Raw genomic sequence first — 22,544 nt, forward strand, 5'->3', positions numbered from 1 at the left:
CGCCAGATGTGCGGGAGGTGTCCCAGGGGTTGCGCGTTGGCCCTCCATAAACGCTCGCCTCCGTCACCGGCCCCACGCCCCCCTCCGGCGCGGTGGTGCGCCCGAAGGTGACAACGCCAGTGGACTGCATCCGCAGGAAAATCTCGCTGTCGTAGGAGTATTTCGTGTCGCGCAACAGCGCCGAACCATTGTGCGCCGGATAGGCCCGCGCCTCCGCCCCGAGGTCTTTCAACAAGAACGGCACACCCCGGAACGGCCCCTCCGGCAGCCCGGCCCGAATGGCGTCTCGCGCCACCTCTTCCTGCATCTGCACCACGCAATTCAGCGCGCCGTTCACCGCCTCGACGCGCGCCAGCGCTTCGTCCAGCAACTCTTCGGGAGAGACTTCGCCCTTCGCCACCATCTCCGCCAGCGCCGTGGCGTCGTGCCGTTCCATCGCCATGAAATCACTCCCCTGTTGCCGCCAACTCTGCCCGGCCCGGCAGAGGAGTCAACGCATCACGGCCGCAGCGCCCGCCAGAGGGCAAGGGCGACATCGCTGAGGTCGCCCAGCCGCGCCACCGCGTGCTCGCGGCTCAAACCAGAGGCGCTTTCGGCCTGCCGGTCAAGCCTGCCCAGCAGCCGCATCAACCGCCGCCGGTGCATGCCGAGCCAGAGCTGCACCGGGTCGGCGATGAGCCCGGCGAAGGTGGTGACGAGCGAAGCCAGCATGGCCAGCACCACGCCGGTGGCCACCACCTGCCAAGGGTCGAGCGCGCGGGGAAACCAGCCGAAGTAAACCTGCCCCAGCCACTGCCCGGCCCAATAATTCTCGATGGCGAGCGCCTGCGCCCGCATGTCGGCCACCGGCCCCGCCAGCGAGAGCACGCCCAGCGTCGCCGAGTGGAACAACGCCCAGCCGGTGACGAGAACGAAGAGCACGGTGGTGATCTCGGACACGGCGTTGCGCACGCCCACGTAATCGTCGACCGCCCGCGCCGCCATGGCCTCCGGCGCCCCCGGCCCCACGCCCGCTGCATCCATCTGACCGATCAGCGTGGTGACTTTCTCGGCCACCTTCCGCGACACGGCGGTCTGAAAGACGATCCGACGCGAAAGCAGCCAGTCCCCCAGCCGCCTTGCACGACAAAGCCTTGCGATCAGGCCGAACAGCTTCACCAAGAGAAAGACCGGCGCCAGCACCACGTTCACCGGCGCCCGCAGCAAATCCAGCCCGAAGGCCGCCCGATGCAGCCCCAAGGTGCCCCGCACCCCGAAGTTCTCCCGCACGAAGCGGCGCAGCATCGCGTCCCGTCTGTCCATGGCCCCTATGTGGGCCCTCAGCGCGACGAAAGGAAGCCCGTAGGGTGGGACTTGTCCCGCCTACCATTGCGGCCTTAGCCTGGCTGTCATGGCAGAGGGTCCGTGGTCAGACGAAGAGAACGATGCGATCGTCGCTGATTACTTTGGCATGCTCGCCGACGACATCTGCGGGAGGCGCTACATCAAGGCCGAGCACAACCGCGCTCTTCAAGCCAGCATCGGTCGCTCCAAGGGCTCCATCGAGTTCAAGCACTGCAACATCTCCGCCGCGCTACTCGGCTTTGCCCAGCCGATCCTCACCGGCTACCTGCCGCGCTACAACATCCAGGACTCGCTGAAGGAGGCTATCGACCGTTGGCTCCGCAAGAACCCGGAGTGGATTGAGCATCTGCCCCGCGCCCGCCGCGCATCTGGCCTGGCAGAACGAAGGCCGCTCTTCGCAGGGGTGCCGCCCACACTGCGCAATGCCCCACCCTCGGATGAAGAGGAGCAGGTCCGCGCCATCGCCCGCCAGTTCAACGTCGCCGCCCGTGACGAACGCAACCGCGCGCTTGGTCGTGCCGGAGAGGAACTTGCGCTGGACCACGAGCGAAGCACCTTGCGTAGCGCCGGGAGAGGCGACCTTGCCCGCCAAGTGGTCTGGACCAGCCGCGAGGAGGGCGACGGGGCGGGCTACGACATCGCCAGTTTCACCCCCGAAGGTCGCCCGAGGCTGCTGGAGGTAAAAACCACCAACGGCCCGGACCGCACCCCATTTTACATCTCCGAGAACGAGCTTCGGGTGGCGAAGGCACGGCGGGAGGACTGGCACCTCTTCCGCCTCCACAATTTCGCCCGAGAGCCCGGCCTCTTCGAGTTGCGCCCGCCGCTGGAAGATCACGTCAGCCTGACGGCCACGAGCTTTCGCGCCGGGTTCGACTGACCGACGCCGTACCCTGCAAGTCGCGGCCTATCCCGATCCAGCGGCGTACCGTCAAAGCGCCGGCCTGTAGGGTGGGCAATCTTCACACCACGCCGGGGCCGCTCATCGGGGCCTTGCCTCACGGCGCGGCCGCTCTTCGCAGCTGTCAGATCACCGCCTCGAACAGCGCTTTGACATTGGCCTCGTCCAGCTTCACCGGATTGCCGCCGCAGGACGGGTCTTCCAGCGCCATCGCCACCAGCTCGTCGATCCGGTCGGTGCCCACGCCCATCTCCGAGAGCTTGCGCGGAATACCCAAGCTGTCGTTGAACTCCTGCACGAAGGCCTGGAACCCCGCAAAACCGCCCTCGATGCCCAGATACCCCGCAGCCCGGTCGAAGCGCCCGGCAATCTCCGGCGCGTTCAGCTCCAGCACGGCGGGCATGCAGACGGCATTCGTCGTCCCGTGGTGCGTGCCATAAACCGCCCCAATCGGATGCGAAAGCGCATGGATCGCCCCCAGCCCCTTCTGAAACGCCGTTGCCCCCATCGCCGCCGCGCTCATCATGTTTGCGCGCGCCTCAATGTCGGAGCCATCGGCATAGGCGCGCGGCAGGTTGTCGATCACCAGCCGCATCCCTTCCAGCGCTATGCCCTGGCTCATCGGGTGATAATGCGGGCTGCTGAAGGCCTCCACGCAATGGGCAAAGGCATCGAGCCCGGTCCCGGAGGTGATCGCCTTCGGCATCCCCACTGTCAGCTCGGGGTCGCAGATCACCACCGTGGGCAGAACCTTGGGGTGGAAGATGATCTTCTTCACATGGGTCTCGGAGTTGGTGATGACGCTCGCGCGCCCCACCTCGCTGCCCGTTCCGGCGGTCGTCGGCACCGCGATGATCGGCGCGATGGCATCGGCATCCGCCCGCGTCCACCAGACCCCGATATCCTCGAAGTCCCACACCGGGCGCGCCTGCCCGGCCATGAAGGCGACCATCTTGCCAAGGTCCAGCCCCGAGCCGCCGCCGAAGGCGATGACACCGTCATGCCCGCCCTCGCGATACACTTTCAGCCCCGCCTCAAGGTTCAGCTCATTCGGGTTCGGGTCCACCTCGGCAAAGAGGCCCCGGCCCAGCCCGGCGGCATCAAGAATGTCCAGCGCCTGCGTGGTGATCTCCATAGATTTCAGGCCCTTGTCCGTCACCAGCAGCGGCTTGGTGATGCCCGCTGCGATGCAGGCCTCGGGCAGTTCGGCAATGCGGCCTGCGCCGAAACGGATGGCGGTGGGGTAAGACCAGTTTCCTGTAAGGCTCATTTCGTGACCTTCTTGAGGTGGTAGGATTTGGGGCGGGTGAGGTTGTGATAGCCGATCACCGAGAGCCCGCCGCCCTTGCCGGTGTTCTTGCAGCCGGTCCAGCACAGGCCCGGATCGAGATAATCGGCGCGGTTCATGAAGACGGTGCCGGTTTCGAGCGCGTCCCCAATGCGCGCGGCGCGCTCCACATCCTGCGTCCAAAGGCTCGCCGTCAGGCCATACTGGCTGTCGTTCATCAGCGCCACCGCCTCGTCGTCGCCCGAAACCTTCATGATCCCGACCACGGGGCCGAAGCTCTCTTCGCGCATCACCTCCATGTCGTGGGTGACATTCGTGAGCACCTGCGGCGTGAGGTAGGCCCCGCCGTCATCCTCCGCCCGCGTCTCCACATGGGCCACCGCGCCCGCCGCCACCGCATCGGCCACCTGCTTCCTCACCACTTCGGCAAACCGCACGTTGGCCATCGGGCCTAGCGTGGTGGCCTCGTCCAGCGGGTTGCCCAGCTTCAGGTCGGCCACGAAGGCCAGCGCCTTTTCGAGGAACGCATCGAACCGGCTCTCATGCACATAGATCCGCTCGATCCCGCAGCAGCACTGGCCCGAGTTGAACATGGCGCCATCCATCAGCGTGGCCACCGCCGCGTCGATGTCGGCATCCTCCGCCACATAGCCCGGGTCTTTCCCGCCCAGCTCGGTGGAGACCGGCACGAAGGTGCCCGCCGCCGCCTGCTCCATCGCCTTGCCGCCGCCCACGGAGCCAGTGAAGTTGATGAAATTGAACGCCCGTTCACGGATCAGCGCGTCAGACACATCATGGCTCAGGAACAGGTTCTGAAACACATCTTCCGGCACGCCCGCCTCGTGAAACGCCCGCGCCATGCGCTCGCCCACCAGCAGGGTTTGCGTGGCATGCTTCAGCACAACGGTATTGCCCGCAATCAGCGCCGGGGCCACCGTATTGATCGCCGTCATGTAAGGGTAGTTCCAGGGCGCGACGACATAGACCACGCCCCAGGGCACCCGGCGGATATACCGCTTGAAGGTCTCGTCCTCGCCCACTTCGATATCGGCCAGCGCACCCTCTGCGATGTCGGCCATATGGCTGGCCCGCTCGTTGAAGCCGCCAAACTCGCCGCCAAACTTCACCGGGCGACCCATCATGTGGGCAAGCTCGGGCACGATCTCATCGTTCATCTCGCCCACACGGGCCACACCAGCCATCACCAGCTTGATCCGCTCCGCCAAGGGCCGCGCGGCCCATGCGGCCTGCGCCTCCCGCGCCTTGCCCATCGCCTCGCGGGCCGCCTCCAGCGTGAGCACCGGGCGCTCGGCATAGACCGAGCCGTCAATCGGCGAGATACATTTCAGCACGTCAGTCATAGCGACTTACCTCGATCAGGTTTCCGTCGGGATCGTTGAAATAGACGGAGGTGATCGGCCCCAGCGCACCCGACTTGGCCACAGGCCCTTCCACCACCTCCACGTTCTCCTCCTTCAGCCGGGCGAGCACATCGGCCACCGGCCATTCCGTCACCAGGCACAGGTCGCCAGACCCGATGCCCGCAAAATTGCGCACCTCCTGCCCGAGGGTCTGGAGGTTGATCTTCTGCTGCCCGAAGGCCAGCGCGCGGCGCCCGCCGGCAAAGGTCACCGGCTCCATCCCCAGCACGCGGGCGTAGAAGGCCACGGCGGCCTCCACGTCGCGCACCGTCAGAACGATATGGTCGATCCGCTCGATCACGGCTCAGGCCCGCTCGAAGCCCCGTTCGATCTCCCAGTCGGTCACCGCCTGATCGAAGGCCTCCAGTTCCACCTCGGCGGCCCGGGCGTAGTGCTCCACCACGCCCTCACCGAAGGCCTCCTTCATCAGCGCAGACCCGATGAATACTTCACGCGCCTCGCGCAGACTGCGCGGAATCTCCGGCACGTCTCCGGTTTCATAAACATCGCCCCTGGTCGGAGGGGCCAGCTCCAGCCCCTCTTCGATGCCCTTCATCCCGGCCGCCAGCAGGGCCGCCTGGGCGAGGTAGGGGTTCATGTCGCTGCCGCCAATCCGGCACTCCATCCGCACTCCCTTGGTGCCCTCGCCGCACAGGCGGAAGCCCGCGGTGCGATTGTCGACCGACCATACCGTCTTGGTCGGCGCGAAGGTGCCACGGGCAAAGCGCTTGTAGCTGTTGACGTAGGGCGCGAGAAACAGGGTGTATTCAGGCGCATGGGCGATCATCCCGGCGCAGAAGCTGCGCATCAGGTCCGACATGCCGTGCTCCGCACCCTTGTCGTAAAACGCCGCCTCGCCGTTCTCCCACAGCGACATATGCACATGGCTCGACGAGCCGACCATCCCGGCCTTCCACTTGGGCAGGAAACTGGCCGAAACCCCGTGCTGCCACGCAATCTCCTTGGTCGCGTGTTTGGCGATGGTGTGGTTGTCGGCACAGTCCAGCGCCCCGGCATAGCGGATGTTCAGTTCCTGCTGGCCCAGCTCCGCCTCGCCCTTGGTGTTTTCCACCGGCACGCCCGCGCCCACCAGATGGTTGCGCAGGGGGCGCAGGATGCTCTCCTCCTTGGTGGTCTGGAACAGGTTGTAATCCTCGTTGTGCCCGTTCAGCGGCACCAGCGCCGAGTAGCCCTCCTTCTGGTTCACCCGGTAATCCTTCTCGAACAGGAAGAACTCCAGCTCCGTCGCCATCGCCGCCTCGTAGCCCATGCCCGCCAGCCGCTCGACCTGCGCCTGAAGCATGGCGCGCGGGGCATGGGGCACCGGCTTGTGGTGGTGATGGTCCAGCACGTCGCCCATCACCATCGCCGTGCCCTCCAGCCATGGCACGAAACGCAGCGTGCTGAGGTCGGGGCGCAGAACGTAATCGCCATAGCCCTCGCGCCAGCTCGTCGCGGCATAGCCCTCGGGGGTCGACATCACCAGATCGGTGGCCAGCAGGTAGTTGCAGCAATGGGTCTCGTCGATGCTGTGATCGAGGAAGTTCTGCACATGAAAGCGCTTGCCCATCAGCCGCCCCTGCATATCGACCAGCGCCACCAGAACGGTGTCGATCTCGCCGGTGGCGGCCATTTCTTTCAGGGTCTCGAGGGTCAGGTTGCCGGGCATCGCTTCAATCCTTGTTTACGCATCAGGGCGGCGCACAACGGCGCCACCCTGCTTGTCATGTCAGACGGGTCAGCCGTTGGTGTAGGGCGGGCCAGCCTGGTTGATGACGGAGTTATACTCCTTGAAGATGTTGACGATCTTCTGCTGAATCTCGCCTTCCTGGGCAATCTCCTCCCAGAAGGCCTTGGCGGCATTTTCCACCTCGGCCCATTCGGCGGCCGGCACGGTGCGCAGCTCCAGCTTGTCGCCGGTCGCCCGCAGCTTGGCCTCGCCGCCCCAGTACCACTGGTTGCGGTAGGTGTGCCCGGCTTCCACGCCCGCCATCACCAGCGTCTTCAGGTGATCCGGCAGCTCGGCCCAGCGCGCTTCGTTCACGAAGTAGGAGCCGATCCAGGCGCCCGAGATGTTGTTGGTCAGGAAGTAGTCGGTCACATTGGCCCAGCCCACGGTGTAATCTTCCGTGATCCCCGACCAGGCCATGCCGTCGAGCTCGCCGGTCTGCACCGCAACTTCCGCATCCTCGTAAGGGATGTTCATCGGCACCACGCCGAATTGCGACAGGAACCGCCCCGCGGTGGGGAAGGTATAAAGCTTCAGCCCATCCAGGTCAGCAACGCTGGTGATCTCTTTCTTGGTGTTGAAGTTGCAGGGGTCCTGCCCCGCAGCGCCCAGCCACTTCACGCCGACCTTGGCGTATTCCTCTTCCCAGATCTCCTTGAGGCCATACTGGTTGAAGAGCACCGGCACGTCGAGGATGTGCTTGGTGGCGAAGGGAAAATAGCCGCCGAACTGGCGCAGCGGCGTGGGCGAGGCCATCGAGTCGTCATCCGAATGCACGGCATCAATCGTGCCGCGCTGAAGCGCCTGAAAGAGCTCGCCGGTGGGCACGATCTGGTCGGCGTAGAACAGCTCGATCTCCAGCTCGCCGTTGGCCGCCGTGTTGATGTAATCCACCATCGGCTTGGTCACATGCTCGCCCAGCGCAGCGCCCGCGTAGGTCTGCCAGCGCCACTTGATCGCGGTCTGCGCCTTCACGATGGCCGGGGTGGCCAGTGCGGCGGGAGCGGCAATGGCGGCCCCCTTGAGGAAGGTTCTTCTCGAAGTCATTCTCTCTCTCCTTGTTGTTGGGGCGGGCCGTTTTCCGGCCTCTGGTTCAGTTGTTGTAAACGAGGTCCGGCAGCCACAGCGCGATCTGCGGGAAGGCCATCACCAAGGCCAGCGCCACGGCCATCACGCCGACGAAGGGCACGATGGAGCGGTAGATATCCTTGATCCCGATCTCCGGCGGCGCCATCGCCCGCATCAGGAACAGGTTATAGCCGAAGGGCGGGGTCATATAGGCGATCTGGCAGGTGATGGTGTAGAGGACGCCGTACCAGATGAGGTTGAAGCCGAGTTCGCCCACCAGCGGCACGTAGAGCGGCGCGACGATCACCAGCATGGCCGTATCGTCGAGGAAAGTGCCCATCACCAGGAACGAGAGCTGCATCAGGATCAGGATCACCCAGGGGTTCAGGCCAAGTTGCTCGGTAAAGAGGTTCTCGATCGCCTTCACCGCGCCGAGCCCATCGAAAACCGCGCCAAAGGCCAGGGCGGCGAGGATGATCCACATGAACATGCAGGTCACGCCGAGGGTCTGGCGCAGGCAGGTCTCCAGCACCGGCCAGCTCATCCGGCCCTTCAGCACGGCGGCGGCAAGCGCCGCGAGCGCGCCGATGGCCGAGCTTTCCACGAGGCTGGTGTAGCCGGTGACGAAGGGCACCATCATCACTGCGAAGATCACCACCGGCAGGATACCCGCCGTCAGCAGCCGCAGCTTCTCGGCCATGGGCACGGCCTCCCGCTCTTCCTCTGGCAGCACCGGCCCGAGCGCAGGGTTCGCCTTGCAGCGGATATAGATATACACCACGAAGAGCGCCGCCATCATCAGTCCGGGCACCACGCCCGCGAGCCAGAGTTGCCCCACCGGCTGGCGCGCGATCATTGAATAGAGCACCAGTACCACCGAGGGCGGCACAAGGATGCCAAGGGATGACCCGGCCTGAATCACCCCCGTCACCATGATCTTGTCGTAGTTGCGTTTCAGCAATTCCGGCAGCGCGATGGTCGCGCCAATCGCCATGCCCGCCACGCTGAGGCCGTTCATAGCCGAGATCAGCACCATCAGCCCGATGGTGCCAATGGCCAGCCCGCCCGAGATGCCGCCAAACCAGACGTGAAACATCTTGTAGAGGTCATCCGCGATCTTGGACTCGCTCATCACGTAGCCCATGAAGATGAACATCGGCAGCGTCAGCAGAGGATACCACCGCATCAGCTTGATGGCGGCGGCAAAGCCCAGGTCATAGCCGCCCCGGTCGCCCCAAAGCAGGAAGGCGGCGATGACGGCCACAAAGCCGATGGCGCCGAACACCCGCTGCCCGGTGAAGAGCATGACCATCATGGTCGAGAACATCAGCAGCGCGATCAGCTCGTAGGGCATCAGGCCGCCCCTCCGGGCATCGCAATCCGCTCACCGGTGCGCAGGAAAACGACGTCCTTCACCAGCTCCGAGAGCGATTGCAGGATCATCAGCAGAATGCCCACGCACATCACCACCTTGATCGGCCAGAGCGGCGGCCGCCACACCGAGTTGGACGTCTCCATGTGCCCCATCACCTCGGCCGCCGCCTCGCTGCCGCCGCTGAAGAAGGCGCCGGTCAGCTCGGCGAAAAAGCTGAAGGGCTCGCCGGTGAAATGCCCCAGCGCATAGGCAGTCGAGCCGATCCCGCCCCAAAGCAGGAAGCCGAGATAGGTGAGCAGGAAGAGCACGGTCACGGCATCGAACGCCGCCTTCCTGCGCGGACTGAAATCGCCATAGAACAGGTCCATCCGCACGTTAGAGCCCATCTGCATCGCATAGGGCCCGCCGAGGATGTAAAAGCCCACCATCACGAACTGGGCCATCTCCAGCGTCCAGAGCGAGGGCGCGCCGGCAAACTTGCTCCAGGTCGACCACAGCAGCACGCCCATCAGTCCGAAGATGCCCCACATCATGATCCGGCCGATACCGTAGTTGAAGCGGTCCACCGCCGTCACGAAACCGCGCAGAAGCCTCATTCCGCCGCCTTCGGTGTCGCCACCGCCTCCAGCCCGGCCTCGATGGACGGGAAGAGATGGGCGGCCATCGCGCGGGCGGTATCACGGGTGGCCACCAGATCGTTGCGCACCTCGATCATCAGCGAAGGGATGCCGCGCGCCTCGCCGTGTTTCTTCAGCGTGTAGGTCACCCCGTCTTGTGGGCCATAAGGCTCGTTCAGCGCGGCGCGGTAGCGGCCCTGCATCCGTTCCGCCAGCAGCGCCGCATCGGCCATGGCGCTGTTTTCATGGAAGAGATAGCCGATTTCCACATCGCGCGGCACGCCACGGTAGATCGGCGTAAAGCTGTGGATCGTCACAAGGGCTGCCGTCTCGCGCCCGTCCAGCACCTCCGCCAGCGCAGCGTGGAACGGCTCGTGAATCTGCTCGAACCGCGCCTGCCGCTCGGCCTCGCTGAGCCCGCAGTTGCCCGGCACCGCATAAACTTCGCTGCGCTCCGGGATTGCATCGCGCGCCTCCAGCGGGCGGTTCAGGTCGTAGACCAGCCGTGAAATGCCGCCCGCGACCAGGGGCGCATCCAGCGCCGCCGAAAGCGCCTGCGCCACCTGCAACGCGCCGATGTCCCAGGCCGCATGGCTCCCGGCGGCCTCCGGGTTCAGCCCCAATCCGTCGAACTGAGGCGGGATCACCGGGCTGGCATGCTCGCACACCAGCACAATCGGCCCGCGCCCGTTGGCCCGTGTCATCTCCACCGGTGTCCAGCTGCCTTGCACTCGCATCCCCTGTCGCGCTTTTCGTAATCATCACTACAGGATTTTGTGGCATGTCAAGATTTTTCCTGTAGTATTTCCTTCATTCGCCTGTGGGATGTATGAAAAGGAACAACCCTTGGACGGACCGCCGCTGATCCGGGATCTGCTGAAGGAAAAGCAGGCAGAGCTGACCGCTGCCGAGCGCAAGCTCTCGGCCGTGCTGCTCGACGATTCCCTCGTGGCGGGGCTGCAAAGCATCACCCGGCTGGCCGAAGCGGCGGAGGTCTCGACACCCACCATCATCCGGCTCGCCCGCAAGCTGGGGTTCGATGGCTTCCCCGACCTGCAAAACGCGATCCGCGACGAGATCGCCGCACGGATGAAGCGCCCGCTGGCCAAGCTGGAAACCGCCGCGCCCGAGGGTGATCACATCATCTCCCGCTTCACCGCCGCCGTCTCGGACAACATCAACCGCACCCTCGACAGGCTCGATCTGGCCACCTTCGACGCGGTGGCCGAAATGCTCTCCGACCCGGCGCGCCGCCTGCACCTGCTGGGCGGCCGGATCACCCGGTCGAACGCGCATTACTTCTTCAACCACCTGCAAATCATCCGCCCCGGCGTGCTTCTGGTCGACAGCTCGCCCTCGGTCTGGCCCCAGGCGCTGCTCGACATGGGGCCGGGCTCCACCCTCATCGTCTTCGACATCCGCCGCTACGAGCGCGAGCTGGAAAAGCTCGCCGGCCTCGCGGTGCAGGCAGGCGCCGAGGTGGTGCTCTTCACCGACGCCTGGGGCTCGCCCATCGAACGCCACGCGGCGCATGTGTTCCGCGCGATGGTCGAGGTGCCCTCCTCATGGGATTCGACGCTCGCCATCAACCTGCTGATCGAAGCGCTGGTGGCCGAGGTCCAAACCCGCGCCGCCACCTCCTCCGCCGAGCGCATCTCGGCGCTGGAAGACATGATCGGCGCGAGCAAGATCTTTCGCGGCTGATCCGCAGCAGGTCTTCGGCCCTTCTCGGTCCTCATCCCAGCTGCGAGGAGAGGCCGGAGGGCCTCGAGGAGCTGCCCCGCACAACGTCGCAAACCAGCCACCCGCCGTCGCCCTCTGCCCTTGCGCCCGCTCCGCGCCCAAGCCACCCTCCGCCCATGGCCACAGATCCCCTCCTCCAGCCCTTCCGGATCAAGCACCTGACGCTGAAGAACCGGCTGATGATCACCTCGCACGAGCCCGCCTACACCGAAGACGGGCTGCCGAAAGACCGATACCGCGCCTACCACGTCGCCCGCGCCAAAGGCGGCGTCGCCCTGACGATGACGGCGGGCTCGGCGGTCGTCTCCCCTGACAGCCCGCCCGCTTTCGGCAACATCCTCGCCTACAAGGACGATTGCGTGCCCTGGATGCGCGCCCTCACCGACGAATGTCACGCGCACGGCGCCGCCGTGATGATCCAGCTCACCCACCTCGGCTGGCGCACCCGCTGGGACCGGGGCGATTGGCTCCCTGCCCTCTCCCCCTCTCACGCCCGCGAGCCCGCCCACCGGCACTACCCCAAGAAGCTGGAAGATTGGGACATCGCCCGCATCATCTCCGACTATGCAGATGCCGCCGAGCGGATGCAGGCCGCGGGCCTCGACGGGATCGAGCTGGAGAGCTACGGCCACCTGATGGATGCCTTCTGGTCACCGAGGTTGAACCAGCTTGATGGCCCCTACGGCCCACAGGACTACGACAGCCGCCTGCGCTTTTCCATGGAGGTGCTGGAGGCCATCCGCGTCCGCGTCGGCCCCGAATTCATCGTCGGCATCCGCTACGTCGCGGACGAGGCCAAACCCGGCGGCATCACCCGCGAGGACGGTATCGAAGTCACCCGGCGGCTCAAGGCCTGCGGGCACGTCGACTTCCTCAACGTGATCCGCGGTCACCTCGAAACCGACGCAGCCCTCACCACCGTCATCCCGGTGCAGGGCCAGCCCTCCGCGCCTCACCTCGACTTTGCCGGTGAAATTCGCGCGCAGGCGCAGATCCCTACCTTCCACGCCGCCAAGATCCAGGACGTGGCGACCGCCCGCCATGCCGTCGCCTCCGGCAAGCTCGACATGGTCGGCATGACCCGGGCCCACCTCGCCGACCCCGATATCATCGCCAAGATCGAAGCCGGGGAGGAAGATCGCATCCGCCCCTGCGTCGGCGCCAATTACTGCCTCGACCGGATCTACATGGGCGGCGCGGCACTCTGCATTCACAACCCGGCAACGGGCCGCGAGCTGGAGCAGCCGCATCACGTTCCCCCGGCAGACACTGCCCTCAGCATCACCGTGGTCGGCGCGGGCCCCGCCGGGCTGGAGGCCGCCCGCGTCTGCGCCGAGCGCGGCCATGCCGTCACACTCCACGAGGCCGCCGCCCACCCCGGCGGGCAGGTCCGCCTCACCGCCCGCTCGCCCCGCCGCGCCGAGATGATGCAGGTGATCGACTGGCGCGTGGCCGAATGCGAGCGCCTCGGCGTCGCGTTCCACTACAACAGCTGGATCGAGCCAGAAGACATCACCGCCGCCCCGCCCGACGTGGCGATCATCGCCACCGGCGGCCTCGCGGCGGAGGATTACCTGCCCGAAAACAACGAGCTCGCCGTCACCCCGTGGGATATCCTCTCAGGCGACGCCGCGCCGGGCCGCCGCGTGCTGGTCTATGACGAGGCGGGTGACTACAGCGCGCTTCAGGCCGCCGAGAGGATCGCCGAAGCGGGTGGCGAGGTTGAGATCATGACCCGCGACCGCGCCTTCTCGCCCGAGGTCATGGGCATGACCCTGACACCCGCCATGCAGGCCCTCCAGCGCCTCGGCGTCCGGACCACCGTCATGTGGCGGCTCGACGGCGTCACCCGGTCCGGCAACGGCCTCACGGCCACCATTGGCTCCGACTATGGCGGCACCGCCACCCGCGAGGTCGATCAGGTCGTCATCTCCAACGGCACCCGCCCTCTGGATGACCTCTATTTCGCCCTCAAACCCCTGAGCCGAAACCTCGGCGAGGTCGATTACACCGCCTTCCGCGAAGGCCGCCCGCAAAGCCTCGCCCCGAACCCCGATGGCGCCTTCCGCCTCTTCCGCATCGGTGACGCCGTCGCCTCCCGCAACACCCATGCGGCGATCTACGACGCGCTCCGCCTCTGCAAGGTGCTGTAGAGGCAGATCAAATCCCAGATCCACCCATCGCACTCGGCTCCCTTCGTTCAGCAGGGTCGGAGGCAGCCGGGTCCGATACAAAAAACACCGTGCCTTGCATGAGGGTCAGCTATCGCCTTGCGCGGCCAACCGTCTGGCCAACACCAAGGTCAAGACCACTGCAATCAAAAGAAACCCCGCCCCGACGACCCAAGCGACAGGGGTGGAGTAGACTTCGGCAAGGGCGCCGGCCAGCACCAGGCCAAATGCGGCCCCCAACTGCTGGATCAGCGATCTGAGCGACAGCATGGTTGACCGCTGGCGATCTTCCACGCAGCGATGCAGAATGCTGCTGGCCGGTGTTTCGCTGACACCCAGAATAACCGAGTACAGGATAAATACGGCCACAAAGCCGATGATGCCGCCCTGCCCTGCCAATGCGATCTGAACCCCTGCCAGGCAAGCAAGGGTCGCTGCCAGCGTCATGGCGTGCCGCCGCCGGAACATCCGGCTGATCAGGGCAGATAGCGATGCACCGAGAGCGATAGAGAAGAAATAGGTGGCGGTGACGAAACCGATCACCGTGTTGGCGTACCCTTCCTCCAACATGGGTTTTGCATGCGTCGGCCAGATCACTTCGACGGGGTTGGTGGCCATCAGGAAGAACGCCAGGGCGGCCAGAAGTATCGACAGCGCAGGGTGTCTCAGGGCCAGGATGCTGGCGTCCCTTATCACGCTCGGAACACTTGCAAACCCCTGTCTGAGAGCCGTGAAGTTCAGCGGGCGCGGGCTTTCGACGATGGCCAGGACCGTGTAACCGAACACGCCCAACATCACGCCAAAACTTGCCGCGTAAGAGACATCATAGGCGCTGAACCCGAGCCGCTCGGCGACCGGGCCGAAGACATCGGGCAAGACCCCTCCGACAACGGCCCCGATGGCCAGGCCGACGGCATTGGCCCATTGCGCCTTGGCCAGGGCAGGCTGGACATCCACATTCGGGGCGGCGGCCCTGAAGGATTCGACAAACCAGGCATCCAGCGTGCCCGACCGAAGCGCGCGCCCAAACCCGATAAAGGCAAAGGAGAGCGCGAGCACATGGAAGTCGCTCGTTGAGAGAAAGAGCGCAAGCGAGATTAGACTGGCGATAACCGCCGTCAGGAAGACGGGCTTGCGGCCAATGCTGTCGGCAAGGCCGCCAAACGGCAGCTCCATTGCCATCGTTGTGATGGAGTAAACACCGAAGAGAAGCGACATCTGAAAGAGGTCCATACCCCTGTCAGTCAAGGCCAGAGCCACAACAGATACCGTCAAGCCCATCGCGAAACGATCCAGAAACTGGTGGATCTGAAACACCCGGATATGTCGTCGTGCCGGGGCTGTCAGCGCCGCGAAGGAAAACTCTGTTTCAGGTGCCATGATTGCAACATTGCCGTTGCCGCCACGGTCCACAATACCCCGCCTTCCGTGCCTCTCCGCTGCAGGCCAAGGCGGCCGCTGGAGCAGGCGCACCAACAGGGTAGCCCCTCTCGCGCGGCTGACTCCGCTGCAGCGACCGCCACCCCATTGAATAGTTATGAGATATAAGTAATTCTTCCTTCCAGCGGAACACCAACCGATTCCGCGCCACACAACCGCGCCACCAAGGGGAGAGGAGCCCCGGCGCAACGGGAGGAGAAAACCGATGAAACTCAAGGCCCTGCTTGCAGGGGCGGCGCTCGCTGCCCTGAGCACCACCACCGCATCCGCGCAGGAGGTCACCCTGCGCCTCGCCCATTGGGTGCCGCCGACCCACCCGATCCAGACGCTGGGCATCGAGCCCTGGGTCGAGTCGCTCAAGGAGGCCTCCGGCGGGCGGATCGACGTGCAGATCTTCCCGGCCCAGCAGCTCGGCGCCGCGCCCGACCACTATGACATGGCCCGCGACGGCATCGCAGACATCTCCTACACCAACCCGGGCTACCAGGCCGGGCGCTTCCCGATCTACTCGCTGATCGAGATCCCCTTCCACATGGACAACGCCCCCCGCGGCGCAAAGGCCATGCACGAATGGTATGCGCCGATTGCCGAGGAAGAGATGAAGGACGTGAAGTTCTGCCTCGCCAACCCGCATGATCCGGGCACCTTCCACTCCAAGGCGCCGATCCTAGAGCCCGGCGACGTCGAAGGGCTCAACGTGCGCCCCGCCCATGCCACCATGGCGCGCTTCGTCTCGATGCTTGGCGGCGGCCCGGTGCAGGTGCCCGCCCCCGAGGCCCGCGAGGCCATCGCCAACGGTGCCGCCGATGCCATGACCTTCCCCTGGAACTCGGTCTGGATCTTCGGCATCGACAGCGAGCTGAAACAGCACCTCGACATGCCCTTCTACGTCTCCGCCCAGCTCCTGCTGATCAACTGGGACACCTACAATGGCATGCCCGACGACCTGAAGGCGGTGCTCGACGATCACTGCACGCCGGAGTGGAGCCAGAAATTCTCCGAAGGCTGGGCCGAAAACGAGGCCTCGGGCCGCGACAAGGCCCTGGCCGAAGGGTCTGGCCACACCGTGAACGTGCCCACCGAGGCGCAGGTGCAGATGTGGAAAGACGCCGCCGCACCGCTGATCGACACCTGGAAATCCGAGGCAGGCGATGACGCCGAGGCGATCTACCAGGGCTATCTCGACGCGCTCGACGCCAACGACGCGCGCTTCTGAGCAACCTGCCGGGCGGCGCGCACCCCGTGCCGCCCGGCTGAAATCCGGCTGATCCCATGCGCAACCTGCAACGCGCCCTCGAGCGCTTTTCCCACTGGGTCGAGATCGTGGCCGGCGTGATGATGGGCTTCATCACCCTGCTCGTGGTGGTCTCCGCCGTCACCCGCTACCTCTTCGCCTGGCCCCTGCCCGATGCCTTCGACCTCTCGCGCTACCTGCTCGGCGCGGCCATCATGTGGGGCTTCGCCTGCGTCGGCTTTCGCGGCTCGCACATCAAGGTGGACCTGCTGGCCGAGGCCCTGCCCACTCCGGTGCGCCGCTGGGTCGATGCGCTTGCCTGGGCGGTGCTGCTCTTCTTCACGGCGCTTCTCGCGTGGAAACTGCTGGGCCGGGTGACATCTGCGGCGGGCTCCGGCGAGGCCACGATGGACCTCCGCCTGCCCGCCTGGCCGCTGATGGCGCTGATCTGGGCCGGGGTGGCCGTCAGCCTCGCCACCATCACCGCCCGGCTGCTCATCATCCTCTTCGGCCACGGCTCGCTGGATCATTTCGACAGCGCCGAGGAGCATGCGGAATGATGGTGACGTTGGCGCCTCCCCGCACGGAATCAAGGCGAAGGCGCCGGTCGAGCGCCGGCCCGTCCCGCGGGCTGGCGCTTCCTGGCCGTTTGCCTGTCCCTCGACCCTCCGAAGACCACCCGACCATAAAGCGCACCCGACCTGCCGTCGCAGCGCCACCCCCCGGCCCGGCGCTCGTCCGGCTCCCGTTCCGTATCCCGCGCCCCAACGCGCCGAAGGCCCCACCCAATGACCCCCGACCTCATCGCCATCGCAGGCTTTGCCGCCCTCTTCGCAATGATCCTCCTGCGGGTGCCCATTGGCGTGGCCATGGGGCTGGTCGGCGTCTTCGGCTTCGCAGGCATCACCGGCCTCAAGCCCGCGCTCAACCTGCTCGCCCAGTCGCCGCTGCGTGTGGTGACCGATTTCAACCTCACGCTCATCCCCTTCTTCGTGCTGATGGGGGTGCTGGCCACCAACTCCGGCATGTCGTCAGAGCTGTTCCGGGCCGGACAAAAGTGGCTCGGACAGTTTCGCGGCGGCCTCGCGCTCTCCACCATCGGCGCCTGCGCGGGCTTTGCCGCCATCTGTGGCAGCTCCGTGGCGACCGCAGCGACCATGACCAAGATCGCCCTCCCCGAAATGCGCCGCGAGAACTACCCCGACCATGTGAGCACCGGCGTCATCGCCGCAGGCGGCACGCTGGGCATCCTCATCCCGCCCTCCGTGGTGCTCGCCGTCTACGGCTTCATTACCGAGCAGGACGTGGGCAAGCTCTTCATCGCGGGCGTCGTGCCGGGCCTGCTGGCGGTGCTGATGTACATGCTCACCGTCCGCCTCGCCTATGGCCGCATCCTGCCCGCCTCCGGCACCTTCGCGCTGCGCCCCGCGCTGGCCGCGCTCAAGGGCATCTGGGCGGTGCTGCTGCTCTTCGTCGCCATCATCGGCTCGATCTACATGGGCGTGGCCACCGCAACAGAAGCCGCCGCCGTCGGCTCCCTGCTCACCGCCCTCATCGGCATCGGGCGTGGCAAGCTCTCGGCCCGCGCCCTGCTGAACTCGCTGATCGAAGCCCTGCGCACCTCGGTCGCGATCTACACCATCCTGATCGGCGCCATCCTCTTCGGCTATTTCCTCGCCGTCACCCGCGCGCCGCAGAAGGTGACCGAATGGCTGGTGAGCCTCGACATCGGCACCTACGGCACCCTCGCGGTGATCCTCATCGCCTTCGTGCTGCTCGGCTGCATCCTCGACGCGATGGCAATGATCATCCTGATGGTGCCCATCGTCTTTCCGGTCGTCACCGCGATGGGGTTCGATCCAATCTGGTTCGGCGTGATCATCGTGATGACGGTTGAGCTCGGCCTCATCACCCCGCCGGTGGGGATGAACGTCTTCGTTATCAACTCCATCGCCCGCGAAGTGCCGCTGACAAAGATCTTCCGGGGCGTCACACCCTTCGTGCTGATGGACATTGCACGGCTCGTGCTGCTGGTCGCCTTCCCGGCACTGGTGCTCTGGCTGCCGGAGACGATGCGCTAGCAGGCAACGGCCCCTCGCGGAGCCGCCGGGCAGCTCATCGGCCCTTGCGGTCATCTTCGCAGCTGCCGCGGCAAATGCGACGAGCGGCCGAAGGCCCCGAGGAGCAGCCCCCTTCCGCCTACTCCGACACCGCCGCCAGCAGCGCCGCGTTGCCCCCCGCCGCCGTGGTATCCACGCAGAGATGCCGCTCATGCATCACGTGGCCCACGTCAGGCGTGCCCCGCACCAGCGCCACCACCGGCCCGTCCCGCTCGGCCAGCTTCACCGCAATCTCCCGCGCCTCTGCCTCCTCGCCCCAGAACAGCATCGTCGACAACGCGTCGCGTGCCAGCGCCTCCTCGACCGTGGCCGCCACGGCCCGCCCGCCCAGCGCCTCCACAGCCGCCACTTGTGCCTTCGTATCCGGACCGCAGCACAGAACGCCGCCGCGCGGCACCAGCCGCAGCCGGTTCGCTTCGCCCGTCGGGCCCGGCATCTCATAGGCTTCCTCAGTCCGCGCAATCGCACCACCCTTGCGGAAACGTTGCAAATAATGCGGCCCGCCCGCCTTCGGCCCGGTGCCCGACAAGCCCTCACCGCCAAACGGCTGGCTGCCGACGATCGCGCCGATCTGGTTGCGGTTTACATAGACGTTGCCCGCCTCCACCGCGTCCGACACCTCCTGCACCCGCGTGTCGATCCGGGTGTGCAAGCCAAAGGTCAGCCCGAAGCCCGTGGCGTTCACATCCGCCACCACCTGCCGAATCTTCCCGGCCTTGAACCGCGCCACATGCAGCACCGGGCCGAACACCTCGCGCCCGCCAAGGTCGGCAATGCCCCCCACCTCGATCAGCGCCGGCCCGATGAAATTGCCCTCCGGCGCGTCCAGCTGCTTCACCAGCCGCCCGTCGGCCTTGGCCGCCTCCACATAGGCCGCGATCTCGCCCGCCGCCTCGGCGTCGATCACCGGGCCCACATCGGTCGAAAGCAGCGCCGGGTCGGCCACCGCCAACTCGTCCATCGCGCCGGTCAGCATCTCGATGAAGCTCTCGGCCACATCCTCCTGCACGTAAAGGCACCGCAGCGCCGAGCACCGCTGCCCGGCGGACTGGAACGCCGAGGCCACAACGTCGCGCGTGGCCTGCTGGGGCAGCGCCGTGCTGTCGACGATCATCGCGTTCAGCCCGCCGGTTTCGGCGATCAGCGGTGTGCCCGGTGCCATGCCCTTGGCCATCGCCCGCGCAATCGCCTTCGCCGTGGCGGTCGAGCCGGTAAAGGCGACACCGCTCACCCGCGCATCGCCGGTCAGCGCCGCGCCCACCACGGCGCCGTCGCCCGGCACCAGCTGCAACACATCGCGCGGCACGCCCGCCTCATGCAGCAGCGCCACCGCGGCGGCGGCAATGCGCGGCGTCTGCTCTGCGGGCTTGGCCAGCACGCCGTTGCCCGTCGCCAATGCCGCGGCCACCTGGCCGCTGAAGATCGCGAGCGGAAAGTTCCACGGGCTGATGCACACGAAGACACCCCGCGCCTCGCCCTCCGAGGCCTCCGAGGCCTCCGCCTGCCCGGCATAGTAGCGCAGGAAATCCACTGCCTCGCGCAGCTCCCCCACCGCGTCCGCCAGCGTCTTGCCCGCCTCGTCGATCAGCACCGCAAACAGCGCGCCCCAGTCCCGCTCATAGAGCTCCGCCGCGCGGCGCAGCACCTCGGCCCGCTCCGCCACCGGCACATCCCAGGCGCGCGCGATGCCCAGGGCCGTCTCGACCTCCTCAGCGCTGGCATCCGCAACCGCCGCCACCGGTCTGGCCCCGGCGATGGCCGCGCCGACCTCCTCCAGCGTGCCCACATCGCTCAGGTCGAACCCGCGCGAGTTCTTCCGGCCCGGAAACACCTCCGGCCCGGTCGGAATGCCCGCAGGCGCGCCGTCCCATGCCGCAAAAGGGCAGGCCGCAACCTCTTCGGGCGGCACGCTCTCATCCACGATCTGGTTCACGAAGGAGGAGTTCGCCCCGTTCTCCAGCAGCCGCCGCACCAGGTAAGCCAGCAAATCCTTGTGCGTGCCCACAGGCGCGTAAATCCGGCAATGGGTGCCATTGTCGGCCAGCACCAGATCATGCAACCGCTCGCCCATCCCGTGCAGCCGCTGAAACTCGAAGGCAGAGCGCGGCAGCCCCTCGGCCATGTGCAGCACGGCGGCCACCGTGTGGGCGTTGTGGGTGGCGAACTGCGGATAGATCCGGTCGGTCATGCCCAGGAGCTTGCGCGCACAGGCGATGTAGCTGATGTCGGTGGCAGGCTTGCGGCTGAACACCGGAAAATCCTCCAGCCCCTCCACCTGCGCATGCTTGATCTCGCTGTCCCAATAAGCGCCCTTCACCAGCCGCACGGTGATGCGGCGGCCCAGCCGGTCCGCCAGCCCATGCAGCCAGTCCAGCACCGCGCCGCAGCGGCGGCCATAGGCCTGTACCACCACGCCAAAGCCGTCCCAGCCTTCCAGCGCCTCATCGGCAAGCACCGCCTCGATCACCTTGAGCGACAGCACCAGCCGGTCGGCCTCTTCGGCGTCGACGGCAAAGTTCATGCCCGCCTCCGCCGCCTGCCGCGCCAGCCGGGTGACAACCGGCACCAGCTCGGCCATGACCCGGTCCTGCTTGGCGACCTCGTAGCGCGGATGCAGCGCCGAAAGCTTCACCGAGATACCCGGGTTCTCCGCCATCGCGCCCTTGCAGTTCTTCGCAATCGCGGCAATCGCATCGCCGTAGGCCTTCGCATAACCCTCCGCATCGGCGCGCGTCATCGCGGCCTCGCCCAGCATGTCGTAGCTGTAGGTGTAGCCCTTCGCCTCCATCCCGCTGGCGCGCTTCATCGCCGCGCCGATGCTTTCGCCCAGCACGAACTGGCGGCCCATCTCGCGCATCGCGCGGCCCACGGCAGCGCGGATCACCGGCTCTCCCAAGCGCTTCACAGCGCCGCGCAGGCGGGTGGCCATGCCGGGCCGCTCGTCGAGCACCTTGCCGGTGAGGAACAGGCCCCAGGTGGAGGCATTGACCAGCGGCGAGGCGCTCTTGCCAATGTGCTTGCCCCAGTCCGAAGGGGCGATCTTGTCTTCGATCAGGTCGTCGATGGTCTCTGCATCGGGCACCCGCAGCAGCGCCTCGGCAAGGCACATCAGCGCCACCCCCTCGTCGGTCGACAGCCCGTATTCGGCGAGAAAAACCTCCATCAGCCCGGGCCGCGCATCGGCACGGATGCGCCGCACCAGATCGGCGCCCGCTTTGGTAATCCCGGCCCGCGCCTCTGCATCCAGCGCCGCCGCCTCCACAAGGCGCGCCACCAAATCCGGCTCCGGCTGGTGCTTGAGGTCGTCGATCTGCCGCAGCGCGGCACTGGTGGCGGGGGCGAAGGATGCGGTGCTCATGACGCGAGTATCATTTCTTTTCCGCAGACGATGTGTCTAAATGCTTGCAAAAAGCCAGCCAGACGGACCAAAATGAAGCCAAAACCTAGACTGTTTGCAGCCCCGGATCTCGACGCCCTGGACGACTCGATTGTGCGTGAACTCAGCCGCGACGCCCGCCTCTCGATGACCGAACTCGCCCGCCGCGTGGGCCTCAGCAAAACCCCGGTGCTGGCGCGGGTCCGGCGGCTGGAAGAGGCCGGGCTCATCACCGGCTACCACGCAACGCTGAGCTGGCCCAAGCTGGGGCTGGGCTGCGTCACCTTCGTGCAGGTCCGGCTCACCGACACCCGCGAAAAGGCGCTCCGGGCCTTCAACGCCGCCGTCTCCGCCGTGCCCGAGGTGGAAGAATGCCACATGATCGCCTCTGGCTTCGACTACCTGCTGAAGGTCCGCACCCGCGACGTGGCCAGCTACCGCGAGGTGATGGGCGAAAAGCTCTCCGAGCTGCCCCATGTCGCCTCCACCTCCTCCTTCGTGGCGCTCGAAGTGGTGAAGGACGGGTAGCTCTTCGGACCCCTTCGGAGCCACTCATCGCAGGGGCGAGGTAGCTCTTCGGACCCCTCCGGGGCCGCTCATCGCAGGGGCGAAGACGCCTCGAAGGGCGGATGAGCCCCCTCGACACCGGGCCCGAACGCCCTAGGCTTTGCCTCCGACTCACCCAAGGAGGACAAGATGGCCGCCCAGCCCCCCGCC

Annotated in this window: 19 protein-coding genes; 7 read left to right on the plus strand and 12 right to left on the minus strand. The window is 66.4% G+C overall.

Going from position 1 to position 22,544, the window contains the following annotated elements:
• Both DYI42_RS18580 and DYI42_RS18585 read right to left on the minus strand, forming a co-directional pair.
• The coding region (locus DYI42_RS18580) for an amidase family protein (protein ID WP_244868014.1) at window positions 1-442 on the minus strand (442 nt) is incomplete at its 3' end.
• A 56-nt stretch (window positions 443-498) separates the two neighbouring features.
• Window positions 499-1,302 carry a DUF6635 family protein gene (locus DYI42_RS18585; protein WP_213547934.1) on the minus strand — a complete coding sequence of 268 codons (804 nt, stop codon included), beginning with the start codon at window positions 1,300-1,302 and terminating at the stop codon, window positions 499-501.
• Window positions 1,303-1,390: 88 nt separating this feature from the next.
• Here DYI42_RS18585 and DYI42_RS18590 point away from each other — a divergent pair, with 88 nt between their 5' ends.
• Window positions 1,391-2,224 (plus strand): DUF3883 domain-containing protein, encoded by an 834-nt coding sequence (locus DYI42_RS18590; protein WP_213547936.1) that lies wholly within the window; start codon window positions 1,391-1,393, stop codon window positions 2,222-2,224.
• 145 nt (window positions 2,225-2,369) lie between these two features.
• On the opposite strand, the gene DYI42_RS18595 is transcribed toward DYI42_RS18590, so the two are convergent.
• The 8 genes from DYI42_RS18595 to DYI42_RS18630 form a co-directional block, all read right to left on the minus strand.
• The gene (locus DYI42_RS18595) at window positions 2,370-3,515 is read right to left on the minus strand and encodes an iron-containing alcohol dehydrogenase (RefSeq protein ID WP_213547938.1); all 1,146 of its coding nucleotides are present in this window, start codon (window positions 3,513-3,515) and stop codon (window positions 2,370-2,372) included.
• A complete protein-coding gene (locus DYI42_RS18600; protein WP_213547940.1) occupies window positions 3,512-4,894 on the minus strand; it encodes an aldehyde dehydrogenase family protein in 1,383 nt (460 codons plus the stop codon). Before DYI42_RS18600 ends, DYI42_RS18595 begins: the two co-directional genes overlap by 4 nt.
• Window positions 4,887-5,255 (minus strand): VOC family protein, encoded by a 369-nt coding sequence (locus tag DYI42_RS18605; protein WP_213547942.1) that lies wholly within the window; start codon window positions 5,253-5,255, stop codon window positions 4,887-4,889. Before DYI42_RS18605 ends, DYI42_RS18600 begins: the two co-directional genes overlap by 8 nt.
• A 3-nt stretch (window positions 5,256-5,258) precedes the next feature.
• A complete protein-coding gene (locus tag DYI42_RS18610) occupies window positions 5,259-6,623 on the minus strand; it encodes a glutamine synthetase family protein (protein ID WP_213547943.1) in 1,365 nt (454 codons plus the stop codon).
• A gap of 69 nt (window positions 6,624-6,692) precedes the next feature.
• Complete coding sequence (locus DYI42_RS18615) at window positions 6,693-7,730, minus strand: TRAP transporter substrate-binding protein (protein WP_213547944.1); 1,038 nt, start codon at window positions 7,728-7,730, stop codon at window positions 6,693-6,695.
• A gap of 46 nt (window positions 7,731-7,776) precedes the next feature.
• Window positions 7,777-9,105 carry a TRAP transporter large permease gene (locus tag DYI42_RS18620; protein ID WP_213547945.1) on the minus strand — a complete coding sequence of 443 codons (1,329 nt, stop codon included), beginning with the start codon at window positions 9,103-9,105 and terminating at the stop codon, window positions 7,777-7,779.
• Window positions 9,105-9,722: a TRAP transporter small permease subunit gene (locus tag DYI42_RS18625; RefSeq protein ID WP_213547946.1), complete on the minus strand. Its 618-nt coding sequence runs from the start codon at window positions 9,720-9,722 to the stop codon at window positions 9,105-9,107. Before DYI42_RS18625 ends, DYI42_RS18620 begins: the two co-directional genes overlap by 1 nt.
• On the minus strand, window positions 9,719-10,474 hold the full coding sequence (locus tag DYI42_RS18630; protein ID WP_440870651.1) for an N-formylglutamate amidohydrolase: 756 nt from the start codon (window positions 10,472-10,474) through the stop codon (window positions 9,719-9,721). The genes DYI42_RS18625 and DYI42_RS18630 overlap by 4 nt, the downstream gene beginning before the upstream one ends.
• A gap of 115 nt (window positions 10,475-10,589) precedes the next feature.
• Here DYI42_RS18630 and DYI42_RS18635 point away from each other — a divergent pair, with 115 nt between their 5' ends.
• On the plus strand, window positions 10,590-11,447 hold the full coding sequence (locus DYI42_RS18635) for a MurR/RpiR family transcriptional regulator (RefSeq protein ID WP_244868016.1): 858 nt from the start codon (window positions 10,590-10,592) through the stop codon (window positions 11,445-11,447).
• Between the two features lie 155 nt (window positions 11,448-11,602).
• Entirely contained in the window at window positions 11,603-13,639 is a 2,037-nt protein-coding gene (locus DYI42_RS18640) for an NADH:flavin oxidoreductase (RefSeq protein WP_213547948.1), read from the plus strand.
• 105 nt (window positions 13,640-13,744) lie between these two features.
• On the opposite strand, the gene DYI42_RS18645 is transcribed toward DYI42_RS18640, so the two are convergent.
• Entirely contained in the window at window positions 13,745-15,037 is a 1,293-nt protein-coding gene (locus tag DYI42_RS18645; RefSeq protein ID WP_213547949.1) for an MFS transporter, read from the minus strand.
• A gap of 265 nt (window positions 15,038-15,302) precedes the next feature.
• Here DYI42_RS18645 and DYI42_RS18650 point away from each other — a divergent pair, with 265 nt between their 5' ends.
• The 3 genes from DYI42_RS18650 to DYI42_RS18660 all read left to right on the plus strand — a co-directional run bounded on the left by DYI42_RS18650 (window position 15,303) and on the right by DYI42_RS18660 (window position 18,412).
• On the plus strand, window positions 15,303-16,313 hold the full coding sequence (locus tag DYI42_RS18650) for a TRAP transporter substrate-binding protein (protein ID WP_213547951.1): 1,011 nt from the start codon (window positions 15,303-15,305) through the stop codon (window positions 16,311-16,313).
• A 56-nt stretch (window positions 16,314-16,369) separates the two neighbouring features.
• The gene (locus DYI42_RS18655; protein WP_213547953.1) at window positions 16,370-16,891 is read left to right on the plus strand and encodes a TRAP transporter small permease; all 522 of its coding nucleotides are present in this window, start codon (window positions 16,370-16,372) and stop codon (window positions 16,889-16,891) included.
• Window positions 16,892-17,119: 228 nt separating this feature from the next.
• Window positions 17,120-18,412, plus strand: coding sequence for a TRAP transporter large permease (locus tag DYI42_RS18660; protein ID WP_213547955.1), 1,293 nt, complete (start codon window positions 17,120-17,122; stop codon window positions 18,410-18,412).
• 118 nt (window positions 18,413-18,530) lie between these two features.
• On the opposite strand, the gene DYI42_RS18665 is transcribed toward DYI42_RS18660, so the two are convergent.
• On the minus strand, window positions 18,531-21,809 hold the full coding sequence (locus DYI42_RS18665; RefSeq protein WP_213547957.1) for an L-glutamate gamma-semialdehyde dehydrogenase: 3,279 nt from the start codon (window positions 21,807-21,809) through the stop codon (window positions 18,531-18,533).
• Window positions 21,810-21,881: 72 nt separating this feature from the next.
• On the opposite strand from DYI42_RS18665, the gene DYI42_RS18670 reads away from it, so the two are divergent.
• Window positions 21,882-22,355 (plus strand): Lrp/AsnC family transcriptional regulator, encoded by a 474-nt coding sequence (locus DYI42_RS18670; protein ID WP_213547959.1) that lies wholly within the window; start codon window positions 21,882-21,884, stop codon window positions 22,353-22,355.
• Window positions 22,356-22,544 lie beyond the last annotated feature (189 nt).

The sequence above is a fragment of the Vannielia litorea genome (genome assembly GCF_018424695.1).
Taxonomy (GTDB): domain Bacteria; phylum Pseudomonadota; class Alphaproteobacteria; order Rhodobacterales; family Rhodobacteraceae; genus Vannielia; species Vannielia litorea_A.

Coding starts and splice junctions, on each gene's coding strand:
- DYI42_RS18585 (WP_213547934.1), bottom strand. CDS start 1,302: ATGGACAGACGGGACGCGATGCTGCGCCGCTTCGTGCGGGAGAACTTC.
- DYI42_RS18590 (WP_213547936.1), top strand. CDS start 1,391: ATGGCAGAGGGTCCGTGGTCAGACGAAGAGAACGATGCGATCGTCGCT.
- DYI42_RS18595 (WP_213547938.1), bottom strand. CDS start 3,515: ATGAGCCTTACAGGAAACTGGTCTTACCCCACCGCCATCCGTTTCGGC.
- DYI42_RS18600 (WP_213547940.1), bottom strand. CDS start 4,894: ATGACTGACGTGCTGAAATGTATCTCGCCGATTGACGGCTCGGTCTAT.
- DYI42_RS18610 (WP_213547943.1), bottom strand. CDS start 6,623: ATGCCCGGCAACCTGACCCTCGAGACCCTGAAAGAAATGGCCGCCACC.
- DYI42_RS18615 (WP_213547944.1), bottom strand. CDS start 7,730: ATGACTTCGAGAAGAACCTTCCTCAAGGGGGCCGCCATTGCCGCTCCC.
- DYI42_RS18620 (WP_213547945.1), bottom strand. CDS start 9,105: ATGCCCTACGAGCTGATCGCGCTGCTGATGTTCTCGACCATGATGGTC.
- DYI42_RS18625 (WP_213547946.1), bottom strand. CDS start 9,722: ATGAGGCTTCTGCGCGGTTTCGTGACGGCGGTGGACCGCTTCAACTAC.
- DYI42_RS18640 (WP_213547948.1), top strand. CDS start 11,603: ATGGCCACAGATCCCCTCCTCCAGCCCTTCCGGATCAAGCACCTGACG.
- DYI42_RS18645 (WP_213547949.1), bottom strand. CDS start 15,037: ATGGCACCTGAAACAGAGTTTTCCTTCGCGGCGCTGACAGCCCCGGCA.
- DYI42_RS18650 (WP_213547951.1), top strand. CDS start 15,303: ATGAAACTCAAGGCCCTGCTTGCAGGGGCGGCGCTCGCTGCCCTGAGC.
- DYI42_RS18655 (WP_213547953.1), top strand. CDS start 16,370: ATGCGCAACCTGCAACGCGCCCTCGAGCGCTTTTCCCACTGGGTCGAG.
- DYI42_RS18660 (WP_213547955.1), top strand. CDS start 17,120: ATGACCCCCGACCTCATCGCCATCGCAGGCTTTGCCGCCCTCTTCGCA.
- DYI42_RS18665 (WP_213547957.1), bottom strand. CDS start 21,809: ATGAGCACCGCATCCTTCGCCCCCGCCACCAGTGCCGCGCTGCGGCAG.
- DYI42_RS18670 (WP_213547959.1), top strand. CDS start 21,882: ATGAAGCCAAAACCTAGACTGTTTGCAGCCCCGGATCTCGACGCCCTG.